This window comes from Halobacterium sp. KA-4 (assembly GCF_021028995.1).
In the GTDB taxonomy this organism is placed as follows: Archaea; Halobacteriota; Halobacteria; order Halobacteriales; family Halobacteriaceae; genus Halobacterium.
Genome location: NZ_JAJJZG010000003.1, coordinates 181,334 through 194,049, shown reverse-complemented (window position 1 = coordinate 194,049; position 12,716 = coordinate 181,334). Strand labels below are relative to the sequence as shown.

Sequence of the window (12,716 nt, the reverse complement as noted above, 5' to 3'; positions counted from 1 at the left end):
TCCGCAGAATCGTCCCGCCGGGGTACGCGTTTCGACTCGCGCGGTCAGTCGTCGGCGTGCGCGAGTTCGAAGGGGTATGGCGGCAGCCGGAGGTCCTCCAGTTCCGAGAGGTGTTTGACGTTGTAGACGACGCGGAGGTCCTCGGTGGTGGGGACGCCGTTGCAGGACAGCCGGATGTCGCGGTCGACCAGCTCCGGGGAGAGAATGTGGTCGGTCGGCTGGGAGAGGTCGCCGTCGACGACCACGACCGCGCAGTTCGCGCACGCGCCGCCACGGCAGGCGTACGGCCACGCGAACCCGCGGTCCTCGGCGGCTTCCAGTAGCGACTCGCCGGGTGCGACATCGAACTCGCCGTGGTTGACGGGGTCGAGGCCGGCGTCGGCGGCGCGCTCGAAGAGGTCGTCGTCGCCCAGCGACCAGCCGTAGTCGTCCAGCACGGCGTAGTTCAGGTACTCGACGTGGGTCTCCTCCCACGGCCGGAAGTCGCGTTCGGGGTCGACGCCGTAGTCGGTGGGCGACTCGTCGCCGAAGCCAGCTTCCGTCGCTATGTCCGTGCCGGCGTCGGCGTCCTCGCTGGTGACTTTCTCGTAGGCCGCGCGCACCAACTGGAACTCCGCCGCCGAGCCGCCCTGGTCGGGGTGGGCTTCCTTGACGCGCTCGCGGTACGCGTGCTCGATTTCCCCCTCGCTGGCGTCCTCGTCAACCCCCAGCACGTCGAAGGGAGAATCCATGTTCGACTCGAAGGGCCACACGTTCAAAAGTCTCTCCGCGGCCGCGCTCGTTGCCGGGGCTCGGCAACCACGCTTAGGAGGGAGCCGGGCGCAGCCACGAGCATGCCCGCGTCGGAGCTCTACGCGTTCAATACAGCCGACTGGGACTACGAGTACAGCTCGATGGTCCGCGGCGAGCAGCCCGGCGAGACGTACGCCTCGCCGTGCCCGTGTTACCTCGTCGACCACCCCGAGGGGACGGTGCTCGTGGACACCGGCGTCGACCCAGCGATGGTCGCCGACCCCGAGAACTACGGCAACTACGGCGCCCCACAGGCCGCCGACCACGCCGCGGCCATCGAGACGAACGCCGGCCGCCGCGCGTCCGCGCTCCTCACGGACGTCGGCTACAGCCCCAAGGACGTCGACGTGGTCGTGCTCACGCACCTCCACCTCGACCACGCGGGCGACGTGAAGTCGTTCGCGGACGCCGAAATCGTCGTCCAGCAGGCCGAGTTGGAGTACGCGTGGTGGCCCGCGGACCCGTTCCAGCGCGACCTCTACCTGGAGGGCGACTTCGGCGTGCTGCGCTCCCCAGAGTTCGACGTGACGCCCGTCGAGGGCCACTACGACGTGTTCGGCGACGGTGCAATCGAGTGCGTTCCGACGCCCGGCCACACCGCCGGTCACCAGTCCGTGACGGTCGAACTCGAGAACGAGGGGACGGTCGTGCTCGGCGGCGACGTGGCGTTCCTCGAAACCGCTTACGAGGCCGACCGGCAGCCGTCGTTCGCGTGGGACACCGAGACCGCCATCGCGACCGCGCGCCGCCTCCGGAACGACGCACAGCGCTGGGACGCCGACGTCTACCTCGCTCACGACCGCGACCACCTCGACGCGCTCCCGGAGCCGCCCGCGCACCTCGACTGAGCTGCTGTATCAGCCATCGGAACGCTCTTGGCCGACGGTCCGGTGTCGTCGGGTATGGACCTCACAGGCAAGCGCGTCGTCGTGACGGGCGCCGCCGGACTCGTCGGCTCCCACCTCGCCGCGGACCTCGCGGCCGACAACGACGTGCTCGCGGTGGACAACCTCTCGAAGGGCACGCGGGACCGCGTCCCGGACGGCGTGGAGTTCGCGAAGGCCGACGTGCGCGACCCCGACGACGTGGCCGACGTCATCACCGAGGACGTGGACGTCGTCTTCCACTTCGCGGCGTACACGGACACCAACTACGGCGAACCCCGCCAGCTATTCGAGGAGAACACGGAGATGACGTACAACGTCCTCGAACGCATGCACGAGGTCGGCGTCGACAAGCTCGCGTTCACCTCCTCGTCGACGGTGTACGGCGAAGCGCCGATGCCCACGCCCGAGGACTACGCGCCCCTCGAACCAATCTCGGTGTACGGCGCAAGCAAGCTCGCCGACGAGGGGCTAATTTCGACGTACGCCAACTCCTACGGCATCCAGTCGTGGGTGTATCGGTTCGCGAACATCGTCGGGCCGCGCCAGCGCGGCAACGTCGTCCCGGACTTCATCGAGAAGCTCCTGGAGGACCCGGAGACGCTGGAAATTCTGGGGGACGGCCGCCAGGAGAAGTCCTACCTGCACGTCGAGGAGTGCGTCGACGCCATGACCCACGTCGTCGAGCACGCCGACAATGACTACAACGTCTATAACCTCGGCACGCGCACCACCACCTCCGTCAACCGTATCGCGGACATCGTCGCCGACGAGCTGGACGTCGACCCCGACTACGAGTACACCGGTGGTGACCGCGGCTGGACCGGCGACGTCCCGAAAATGCGCCTCTCCATCGAGAAGCTCTCCGCGCTCGGCTGGGAGCCCAGCCAGTCCAGCGACGAAGCCGTCCGGGAAGCCGCCCGTGGCCTCGTTGAGGAACTGCGCGCGGAACGCGAATGACCACCGAAGAGACAAACGAGTTACACGTCGGGAACAAACCCTATCCCGATGCGGCTAACAGTACGACGTAATGGGCTACGACGTCGCTGAGTTCCTCCCCGTCGAGGAAATCCCCGAGGGTTCGAACCTCCTCGTCGGCGGGCCGCCGCTGACGGGGAAACGCGAACTCGCGCTCTCGCTGGTCGACGACGGCTGCGAGCGCAACGAGGGCGGTATCGTCGTCGGCACGCACGACAGCACGAAGACCATCCGGAAGCGTGCGCCCCACGTCTGGGAGCAAGTGAAGAACGGCCGCGCCGGCATCGTCGACTGCGTCACGCGCCAGCGCGGCGAGTCCGTCCGCGACCAGGACCTCGTGAAGTACGTCTCCTCGCCGGGCGACATCACGGACATGGGCATCCGACTGGGCGGCCTCTTCCAGCGCCTCGAACGCGAGTGCGACCGCGTCCGGCTGGACATCTCCACCATCTCGACGATGCTGATGTACGCCGACGTGCGCCGCGTCTACCGGTTCCTGCACGTCTTCGTCGGCCACATCGAGCGGCTGGGCTGGCTCGGGCTCGGCGTCCTCGACACCAGCAACCGCGAGAGCTTCGACACGCTCGCGCCGCTGTACGACGGCATGATTCAGACGCGCAGCGAAGAAGACGGCCGCGAACTCCGCGTGGTCGGCCTCGGCGAGTCGCCGACCGAGTGGGTGTCCTACTAGTCGAACTCCCCGGCGAGCTCGTCCGGGTCCTCGACGGCGTCGCCGTGCTCGGCGAAGTTCTCCTCGACGTACTCCAGGAGGGCGTCGACTAGCGTCCCCGTGTCCTCGATGCTCTCGCGGTCGAACGCGACGATGACGCCCGACCACTCGTCGAGGGGTATCTGGACGACGACGACCTCGTGGAACCACCGCACGGTCGCGTCGAGGTGGCCGAAGCGCGCGAACTCCGGCTGTTCGAGCGGGTCGTCGAATCCCTTCAGCACGAAGTTCTTCGCGATTTCCTCGAACTCCGTTTCCGTGTACTCCTCGGAGAGGTCCTCGCGCTGGTAGACGGTCTCGAAGTCGTCGCCCTCGTAGTGGACGGCCGACCTGAGGTCGCCGGCGTCGAGCTCGCGCAGATAGCTCGCGAGCGATTCGGCGGGCATACCCTACCGTTCGGCTCCACGGGTGGTTAATCTTCCGTCGCCGAGAGACGGAAAATCGCCCGCACAGCCGAAGGTTCAAACGGCCGTCGAACCTTCGCTGGGGTATGCGTATCGAACTGCGGGTGTGCAAACACTGCTACGAGGGCGAACACGGCAACCCAGAGAAGACTGCCGTCACAAAGGACATGGTGGAGATTGCGCGCCGCGTCCGCGAGTACAAGGACCTCATCGGCCTAGACGCGCTGTACGTGACGATGGTCGAGGAGGGTGATCCCGGCGGCGCCGAAGAGCTGCCAGCCATCGTCGCGAACCTCGACCACGACCAGGTGAACCTCGCGGACACCCAGCTCGTGATGGAGGACGACGACGGTAACATGCTCGTCTACCCCGAACCCGAGGACATTCTGGACGTGCTCACGCGGAACATCGACCAGATTAGCCAGCAGACCCGCCAGGACGTCACCGTCGAGCTCTCCGAGGAGTCCGCGGAGCTGCTGACCGCGTAACGACCGCGAAAACTGGTTTCTGCCGACGCTCTAGCTGACCAGCGGCCACGCCAGCAGCACGAGGAACACCGACACCGCGACCGCGCGCAGCAGGTCCGAGGTTGGGTCGATGCCGTCGTCAAGGTCGCGGCCGATCCACCAGACGGTGAACACGCCGCCGACGGCGACGAGCAGTGCGAGCGCGACGTAAACGAGGTCGAGTACGCCAGCCATGATAGCAGCTAACACGACGAGTGACTTAAGCGAACCGGCTGACGGCGAAAAACGGAGACGGGGTACAGTTACTCGTCGGCGCGGGGCTGGCCGCCGTCTGCGGCCGCCTCGGGCTCGGAGTCGTGTTCGTCGCCGGCAACCTGCTGCTCGTAGCGAGCGCGCAGGACGTTGCCGTACGTCGAGAGCACGACGCCCAGCAGCAACACGAACATCCCGATGTTGATGCCGATGGTGAGCAGGATGCTCGTCGGCCCGCCGCCGGGTGTCAACCCGGCGGGTACCGGATACCCGGAGTCGAAGATGCTCCCGACGAGCACGCTCACGATGCCGATGACGACGGCGGCGCCGGCGAGGTTCACGGCCCACTTCCACGTGGGGCGCAGCGAGAGCAGCTCGATGCCGGTGCCCTCGTGTTCCTCGTGTTCCTCGTGGGGCATCATCGACTTCGGCACGAACGCCTTCATCTCCACGGGGTAGAACGCGGGGTGGAACCCGTGCTCGTAGATGTGGAACATGATCCCCATCACCATCACGACCCCGAGCAGGCCGTGGAAGGTGACGAACGCGGTCGCGGCGGCCTTCGTCTGGAAGAACTGCGCGAGCCCGACCTTGCTCCAGATGAGCAGCCCCGAAACCATCAGGAGGACGAGCTCGACGGTGAAGATGTAGATGACGCCCTTCCCGACGTACGACAGCAGCGGGACCTCGTCGGAGGAGTAGCCCGCGAACTGGCGCGCGTTCGGGTGGCGCTCGTCGGCGCGCCCGAGGACGAACTTCACGTCCTGCACGAACGCCTTCGCGTCCGTCAGCGTCATGAGGATCGCCTTGAAGTTCTTGCGCCGTCCCGGCCCGATGAGCATCAGTGTCACCCAGAAGACGGTGAGCACGATGAGGCCGAAGCCGGCGATGCGGTGGAGCGCGAGCACGCCCGCGTTGCCGCCCATGAACTCCACCATCCACCAGAGTTCGTCGTTGAACATCACGGAGTAGCCCGTGAAGAACAACAGGAAGACGTCTAGCGCGAGCAGCGAGTGGAAGTACGTCGTGACGCGCGTGAACTTCCCGTGGTCCATGTTCGTCACGCGCTCTCACCTCCGCTGTCGGCGTCGCGGCCGCCGTCCGTGGCGACCTCAGCGGGTTCGTCGGGGTCGCGCATCCGCGCGCCGAGGCGCCGGAACGCGCCCCAGTGCACGAACACCAGCACGAGGATGAACAGCCCCGCCACGATGTCGACGGCGTGGATGACGACGATGAGCGCGTCCAGCAGCGGGTCGGTGTTGCCGGCGACGTAGTCGGCGCCGACGCCACCGCCTTCGACGGTCGGATTGACGCGGTACAGCGTCTCGAAGCTCGCGTCGAAGGGGCCGCTGAAGTACCAGACGGAGGCGACTGCGACGACGATACCGACGACGGCGCTGACCGCGATGGCGAGCGCCTCCGACATGCCGCGTGCGTCGTCGCGGCGAGCCATCAGTTGAACACCTCCGCGTCCTCGCCGAAGATGACCTCCATCGCCTCGTCGTTGAAGAACGGGTCGCGGTCCCGCTTGTCGAGTTCGTCGGCGATTTGGCCGGGCTGACCGACGAGGATGGCGTCGGTCGCACACTCTTCGGCGCACGCCGGGCCCTTCCCGACGTTCTGGCGCTCCTCGCACATCGTACACTTGTCCATGATGCCGCCGGTGCCGACGACCGCGTTCCCGCCGTCGTCCTCGTCGGGGAACTGCGGGGCGCCGAACGGGCACGCCGAGAGGCAGTACTGGCAGCCGACGCAGAGGTCCTCGCTGACCTGTACGAAGTCGTCGTCGTTCTTCTGGAGTGCGTCGGTCGGACAGACCGAGACGCAGGGCGCGTTCTCGCAGTGGTAACACTGCATCGGGATGGCGGTCTCGCCGGGGAACGCGCCGTCGTCGAGGGCCTGCGAGCTGTTGGCGTTGTAGCCTTCGTCGGCTTGCTCGCCCTCGAACATCGTGGAGATGCTGATTCGCTGTTCCTCCGGGCCGATGTCCCACGTGCGCTTGCACGCGACGACACAGCCACCGCAGTCGATACAGGCCTCGACGTCGGGGAAGATGCGGGCACCTTCGCCGGTGCTGATGACCCCTTGGCTCAAGACCTCACGTTGTGATTGTTGGTTCGATGACATTGGTTACTGGACGGGTTTGTTCTCCCGGACGTCGAAGTCTTTCTGTCGGCCGATACCGTTCTCGTCCTGGGGGAACGAGAACGTCGACAGGTCGACGTCCATGTTGAGTTCGTCGACCACGGACTGGGTCGCTTTCCGGATGCGAACCATCGCGGCCTTCGTCTCCTGCATCTGGGTTTCGACGTCGTACCCCGGCGACGTGATGGAGTTCACGCTGTCGCCGATGGCGAACGGGGCCATCCCGTCCGGGTACTCGTCCAGGAGGTTCTCCCCCTGGAAGATGCCGCCCCAGTGGTACGGGAGGAACGTCTCTTCCGCGTTCGGCCGGTTGGTCACGCGCGCCTTCACGAGCACGGACCCACGGTTCGTCGTCTCCACGGTCACCAAGTCGCCGCCGTCCACGCCGAGGTCCTCGGCCATGTCCGGGTGAATCTCGGCGTACATGTGCGGCTGCAGGTCGGCCGTGAAGATGTTCGACCGGGTCTCCGAGCCGCCACCCTGGTGTTCGACCTGGCGGCCGGACGTCAGGATGGTGTCGATGGCGGGTTCGGCGTTCGCGATGCGGTCCATCGCCTGCGTCTGGACCTCCGCGTTGTTCTGGTCCAGCCGGTAGACGTTGTGCTGCTGGCCGTTCGCCGGCCACTCCTCGGTCAGCTCCGGCTCGGGGCTCTCGATGGGCTCCCGGTGGACCGGCGTCGTGTCGAGGAACTCCCACGCGACCGCACGAGCCCGACCGCGCCCCGTCGGCGGGTCCGGCTGGGCGTTGTCGAACTGCTCCCAGAAGTCCAGGTCGAAGTCGAACTCGTCGCGCTCGTTGAGCGCCACCGCGGCGTCGTACGCCGAGTGGTCCTCGCTGAGCGCGTACTCGAACGGGAGCGACGGCGCCGAGGTGTCGGTGATGTCCTCCGGCAGCGCCGTGGCGAAGCCCGGGTACTCGGGGACGCCCTCGATTTCGCCGTCGTACCAGTCCGGGGAGAACGACGCCCGGAGCATGTTCAGGGCTTCGTCGCCGCCCTGGTCGTAAGTTGCTTGGAGCGGGTACTCCTTGTCCGTGTCCATCGACGCCCATTCCTCGGGCGACGGCGCCTCCGTCCCCCAGCGGGAACGGAAGTCCTGGCCGCCCTCGCGGGGGTCGACTTCGTCGGTCCACAGAATCGGCGTGCCCGGGTGGCCGTCACCCCAGCACGGCCACGGGAGACTCCAGTACTCGCCGCTGACCGGCGTCCCCGTGTCGTGGGCCTTCGTGTCCTCCTCGGAGAAGGCGTAGTCGTACTCCCGGTGTTGCTGGAGCCGCTCGGGGCTCTGCTGGTACCCGATGGTCCGCACGCCGAGGTTGATTTCGCGCAGCGCCTCCTCGTAGGTGGACTTCCCGTTGAACATCTCGGGGCCCGAACCCCAGTCGAAGTGCTCGCCGAAGCCGAGGCGGTCGGCCAGCTCCTGCATAATCTGCATGTCCGGCTTCGCCTCGTGGCTCGGCGGCCGCACGGGCTCGCTCCACTGCACCGCGCGGTGGGAGTTCGTGACCGAGCGCCAGTGCTCGTACTGGCTGGCCGCCGGCAGCAGGATGACGCCGTCGTCGCGGTCCGGCAGCACGGATGCCAGCGACGGGAACAGGTCGACGACGACCAGCATGTCCAGTTCCTCCATCGCCTGGCGCATCCGTGGCATCTCCGAGATGGAGTTCGAGGAGTGCCCCCAGAAGAACGCCGCCTTCACGGGGTTCTCCTGGTAGATGGACGACTCCAGTAGCCGGTCCTCCTGCGGGAGCGCCGCCTCGAACCAGCGGGCGACCGTCAGCCCGTTCTGGAACATCAGCGAGCGGTCCTCTGCGGAGGCGCCCGGGTCGCCGCCCTGCTGCTCGTACAGCTCCGGCGGCATCGTCTCGAACTTCTGGTAGAGGTCGTCGTAGCTGACGTCGCCGGACGTGGTCGGCGTCTTGTTCCAGACGTCCGCCCAGTACTCCCAGGAGCCACGGCTGGAGACGCCGTAGTAGCCGGGGAGAATGTGGCTGGCGACGCCGAGGTCCGTCGCACCCTGCACGTTCGCGTGGCCACGCATCACCTGCAGGCCGCCGCCCGAGTGAGCGGCGCTCCCGGAGGCGAGGCTCGTCAGCGCGTACGAACGGATGTTCTGCGTGCCGTTGTTGTGCTGGGTACCGCCCATCGCCCACTCGATCTGGACGTTGGGCTTGTTCTCGATGATGAGGTCGCCGAGCTCCCGGAGGCGGTCCGCGCTAATCCAGGTGATCTCCTCGACGGTCTCGGGGTCGTAGTCGTCGAGGTCGCCGTCGACGTCGGGCCACCCCTGCACGCGCTCGTCGAGCATCTCGTCGTCGAGCTCGCCCTGCTCGCGGAGGTACCGCATGAGCCCCATCATCAGCGCGACGTCCGTCCCCGGACGCAGCCGGTAGAAGTCGTCCGCGTGAGCGGACGTCTTCGTGTACCGGGGGTCGACGGAGACGACCGTGCCGCCGCGGGCCTGCCCCTCGAGGATGTGCTGCATCGCGATGGGGTGGGCTTCCGCGGGGTTCTGCCCGATGATAATGTTGAGGTCGAAGTTCCGGTAGTCGTTGACCGTGTTCGTCATCGCACCGTACCCCCACGTGTTCGCGAGACCGGTGACGGTCGTGGAGTGGCAGATACGGGCTTGATGATCGATGTTGTTCGTGCCCATAAAGGAGGCGAGCTTGCGCGACGCGTACGCCTCCTCGTTGCAGTGGTGGGCGCTCCCGAGGAACATCAGGCTGTCGCGGCCGTACTCGTCCCAGATGCGCTCGAGTTCCTCGGTGATGTGGGAGTACGCTTCGTCCCACGTAATTTTCTTCCACTCGCCGTCTTCTTTCCGCATCGGATGTTTCAGACGTCGCTCGGAGTGTTCGCTGCCGTAGATGGCAGCCCCCTTCGAGCAGAGTGACCCGTTGTTAATCGGGTTCTCCTCCCAGGGCTCCTGTCCGACGAAAGCGTCACCTTCACGTTCTCCGCGGAACCCACAGCCAACCGCGCAGAAGTTACAGATGGTCTTGGTGAGCGTCGAATCGTCGCCGGAGATGTCGGCGCCACCGCTTTCGCCGTCCTGAGCGAGCGTCTGGCCAGTTATCCCGCCGCCGAGGGCGATGCCGCCCGCGAGGGCGCTCGCCTTCATGAACGAGCGACGGTCGAGGTCCAGAGAGACCGGTTGTGTACTCATGGTTTAGAGCCTGTCACCGTGTAACACGATTAATGGTGGACCAGCCACTTTAGTGTTCCTGCCTTAGGTCGCTATTCTGTCCTCCGAATTCCCGGAAGGAAGTGGGGCCTGCCGGTTCTTCGCGGCAGTCAGCCGCAACCTCTTTCGGTGGTCGCACGTAACGGAGAGTGAATGAACGTCGGGGCGTTCGTCTGTGGCTGCGGTGGTACGGTCGACCTCGACCTCGAAGGCGTCCGGGAGGGCGTTCGGGACGTCGACGTCGTCGCGAGCGGGTCGCACCTCTGTACGGAGGGGCTCCCGAAAGTCCGACACGTCGTAGAGGAGTACGACCTCGACCACCTGATAGTCACGGCCGAAAGCGACAGTTGCAAGCAACGATACCGGACGGTGCTCGACGACGCCGGGCTCCATCCAGAGGCAATCTCGTTCGTTAACCACCGCGAGCGCGGCGCGTGGGTCCACAACGAGACTGACGCGACCGACCTCGTCGCGCGGAAAGTCAACGCCGCGTACGCCGGCATCCGCGAGGAGGCACCGCCGCGGTCGGTCTCCCGGGAGGCCGGCGACGACGTCGTGGTCGTCGGCGACCCCGAGGCCGCCGAGGCGCTCTCGGACTCGGCGGACGTCACGCTACTCGCGGACGGCAAGGACTTCTCGGACGCCGACTACGACCTCCGCGACGTCACGCTCGCTCGCGGCCGCGTCACGGACGTCGACGGCGTCTACGGCGAGTTCGAGCTGCAGGTGCAGGCCGGCGTCACCGAGGATTGCATCGACTGCATGGAGTGCGTCGAGCAGGGGCCCGACGAGTACGTCACGAGCAAGCCCGTCGACGTGCTTCCGGGCGCGCCGAACGGCGACTGGGTGGACTGCTGTCCCACGGACGCCATCCACCCCGAGGAGCGCACCGTCGAGGCCGACCAGGTCATCTACCCGGACGCGTCTCGGGCGACCCGCGGCGGCCGCATGGGCTTCTACACCGGCTCCGTCGACGCTGCGACGGTCGCGGCCGTCCAGGACCTCGTCGGCGGCATCGAGAAACCGCAGTTCCTTGACGTCGAGATGGACGTCTGCGCCGCGGGTGGGTCCAGCCAGCAGGGCTGTACGGTCTGTTCGGACGCCTGCCCGCACGGTGCCGTCTCCCGCCCCACAATCGACAGCGTGGAGTTCGACGAAGTGGCGTGTGAGGGCTGTGGCGCGTGTACGAGTGCGTGCCCGACTGGCGCAGTACGCGCCCGCGAGCCCTCGAACGAGCGCATCGCCCGCGAGGTCGAGTCGATGCTCGTCGAGACCGACGACTCCGGCCTGCTCTCCTCGGACGAGGGCATCGAGACCGGCGTCGTAGCGTTCGTCTGCGACGAGCGCGCCGCCCGTGCGCTCGACGACTTCGGGCGCCGCGCCCGCAAGCAGGACGGCATCGAGTACCCGCCGCTGCTCCCCGTCGAAGTACCGTGCGCGGACACCGTCGGCGAGGCCCACGTCCTGCACGCGCTCGCAGCGGGTGCAGACGGCGTCGCCATCGTCGGCTGTGGTGGCGACTGCCTGCACTCCGGCCCGGACCCGAAGGCCGAACTCGTGACGCGCATGAACCAGGCGACCGAGGACCTCGGGATCGGCAAGCGCACCGCGTTCTTCGCGCCCGAACCCGGCGAGCCGGAGGCGTTCGTCGAGGACATCAGCCGGTTCGTCGAACTCGGCCTCGACCCGTCGCCGGTGCCGACCGGCCACGAGGCCACCGGCATCGCCGACGCAACCACCGCGAACCCCGAGTTCAACACCCACGAGTGGGGGCTCGAGAGCGTTCGCGCCATCGTCCCGCATACCGACCCCCGGGACGTCATCCGCGGCCTGGAGTCGTTCGGCCGGGTCGAAGTCAACGAGGACTGCACGTTCACGCCAACGTGTTCGAACCTCTGCCCGACGGACGCGCTCCGCCGCGAGGACGCCGGCCTGGAGTTCGACCACGAGCGCTGCGTGAACTGCGGACTCTGCGAGGAAGGCTGCATGGAGGACGCCATCCGCGTGGACGGCGGCCTCGAACTCGGCCTGCTCCCCGAGAACAACGACGGGGACGCGTGGACGACCGTCGCGGACGGCGAGATGCGGGAGTGCCGTCGCTGCGGCAAGCCGTTCACCAGCGAGGCCTCCGCCCAGAAGATTAGCGACGAAGTCGGAGACGTCGTCGCGGGCATCGCACCCGACGCCGACGGCGACGTCTTCGAATACTGCAGCGACTGCCGCGCAAAACTCGTCTACGACAGATAACCATGAGCTTGGACCAGCAGGCACTCTACGACGCACGACTCGAACTCGTCGACTACCTTGTCGACGCACTCTACGACACCCCCGAGAAGGCGTTCATCGAACGACTCCTCGACGGCGGCCTCGACACGCCCGCCGACTCCATCAATGACGACCTCGACACGGGCTTCGAGTACCTCCACGAATTCGTAGAGGAGAACGAGGGCCGCGACACCGACGAGGTCGTCGACGACCTCGCCAAGGAGTTCACGCGGCTGTTCGTCGGGCCGCGGCCGCCCGTCCAGCCCCACGAGACGTACTACCGCGAGGACACCGACTTCCTCTCATCGGGGCTGGCGGAAGTCGACGCCAGCTACAGCGCCGGCGGCTGGAAGGTGCCCGACTCGATCAGTGAGGAGGCCGACTACGTCGGCGTCGAACTGCTGTTCCTCCGGAACCTGTTGCGCCGCCAGCAGGCCGGCGAGGAGGAAGCCGTCGGCTTCGAGCGGGTGTTCCTCGACGAACACCTCTCGACGTGGCTGGACGCGTACCTCGACGACGTCGTCGAAGCCACCGACGAGCCGTTCTACCTCGCCGCGGTCCACGTGCTCCGCGGGTTCGTGGAGTTCGAACGCGACCTCGTCGCCTAAAAGAA

Annotated in this window: 13 protein-coding genes; 6 read left to right on the top strand and 7 right to left on the bottom strand. The window is 67.0% G+C overall.

Annotated features, from left to right (window positions below; translation table 11 throughout):
* Nucleotides 1–44: 44 nt before the first annotated feature.
* Nucleotides 45–731 (bottom strand): ferredoxin Fer, encoded by a 687-nt coding sequence (fer, locus tag LPA44_RS05170; protein ID WP_230888528.1) that lies wholly within the window; start codon nt 729–731, stop codon nt 45–47.
* Nucleotides 732–833: 102 nt separating this feature from the next.
* Between fer and LPA44_RS05165 the strand changes: the two genes are divergently transcribed.
* The 3 genes from LPA44_RS05165 to LPA44_RS05155 all read left to right on the top strand — a co-directional run bounded on the left by LPA44_RS05165 (nt 834) and on the right by LPA44_RS05155 (nt 3,345).
* Nucleotides 834–1,640, top strand: coding sequence for an N-acyl homoserine lactonase family protein (locus LPA44_RS05165; RefSeq protein WP_230888527.1), 807 nt, complete (start codon nt 834–836; stop codon nt 1,638–1,640).
* A 54-nt stretch (nt 1,641–1,694) separates the two neighbouring features.
* Nucleotides 1,695–2,636, top strand: a complete 942-nt coding sequence (locus LPA44_RS05160; protein ID WP_230888526.1) for an NAD-dependent epimerase/dehydratase family protein — start codon at nt 1,695–1,697, stop codon at nt 2,634–2,636.
* A 70-nt stretch (nt 2,637–2,706) separates the two neighbouring features.
* Entirely contained in the window at nt 2,707–3,345 is a 639-nt protein-coding gene (locus LPA44_RS05155; RefSeq protein WP_230888525.1) for an RAD55 family ATPase, read from the top strand.
* Here LPA44_RS05155 and LPA44_RS05150 read toward each other — a convergent pair.
* Nucleotides 3,342–3,770: a DUF7522 family protein gene (locus LPA44_RS05150; RefSeq protein ID WP_230888524.1), complete on the bottom strand. Its 429-nt coding sequence runs from the start codon at nt 3,768–3,770 to the stop codon at nt 3,342–3,344. The two genes, LPA44_RS05155 and LPA44_RS05150, sit on opposite strands and share 4 nt — an antisense overlap.
* A 104-nt stretch (nt 3,771–3,874) precedes the next feature.
* On the opposite strand from LPA44_RS05150, the gene LPA44_RS05145 reads away from it, so the two are divergent.
* Nucleotides 3,875–4,276, top strand: a complete 402-nt coding sequence (locus LPA44_RS05145; protein ID WP_230888523.1) for a hypothetical protein — start codon at nt 3,875–3,877, stop codon at nt 4,274–4,276.
* A 30-nt stretch (nt 4,277–4,306) separates the two neighbouring features.
* On the opposite strand, the gene LPA44_RS05140 is transcribed toward LPA44_RS05145, so the two are convergent.
* The 5 genes from LPA44_RS05140 to LPA44_RS05120 form a co-directional block, all read right to left on the bottom strand.
* Complete coding sequence (locus LPA44_RS05140; protein WP_230888522.1) at nt 4,307–4,489, bottom strand: hypothetical protein; 183 nt, start codon at nt 4,487–4,489, stop codon at nt 4,307–4,309.
* Nucleotides 4,490–4,557: 68 nt separating this feature from the next.
* On the bottom strand, nt 4,558–5,571 hold the full coding sequence (locus LPA44_RS05135) for a cytochrome b/b6 domain-containing protein (protein WP_230888521.1): 1,014 nt from the start codon (nt 5,569–5,571) through the stop codon (nt 4,558–4,560).
* Entirely contained in the window at nt 5,568–5,960 is a 393-nt protein-coding gene (locus LPA44_RS05130; protein ID WP_230888520.1) for a hypothetical protein, read from the bottom strand. The genes LPA44_RS05135 and LPA44_RS05130 overlap by 4 nt, the downstream gene beginning before the upstream one ends.
* Nucleotides 5,960–6,634 (bottom strand): 4Fe-4S dicluster domain-containing protein, encoded by a 675-nt coding sequence (locus LPA44_RS05125; protein WP_330166479.1) that lies wholly within the window; start codon nt 6,632–6,634, stop codon nt 5,960–5,962. The genes LPA44_RS05130 and LPA44_RS05125 overlap by 1 nt, the downstream gene beginning before the upstream one ends.
* A gap of 3 nt (nt 6,635–6,637) precedes the next feature.
* The gene (locus tag LPA44_RS05120; RefSeq protein WP_230888518.1) at nt 6,638–9,820 is read right to left on the bottom strand and encodes a molybdopterin oxidoreductase family protein; all 3,183 of its coding nucleotides are present in this window, start codon (nt 9,818–9,820) and stop codon (nt 6,638–6,640) included.
* Nucleotides 9,821–9,991: 171 nt separating this feature from the next.
* Between LPA44_RS05120 and LPA44_RS05115 the strand changes: the two genes are divergently transcribed.
* Both LPA44_RS05115 and LPA44_RS05110 read left to right on the top strand, forming a co-directional pair.
* Nucleotides 9,992–12,085, top strand: a complete 2,094-nt coding sequence (locus LPA44_RS05115) for a hydrogenase iron-sulfur subunit (RefSeq protein ID WP_230888517.1) — start codon at nt 9,992–9,994, stop codon at nt 12,083–12,085.
* Nucleotides 12,086–12,087: 2 nt separating this feature from the next.
* Nucleotides 12,088–12,711, top strand: a complete 624-nt coding sequence (locus LPA44_RS05110) for a TorD/DmsD family molecular chaperone (RefSeq protein ID WP_230888516.1) — start codon at nt 12,088–12,090, stop codon at nt 12,709–12,711.
* The last annotated feature ends 5 nt before the right edge of the window (nt 12,712–12,716 follow it).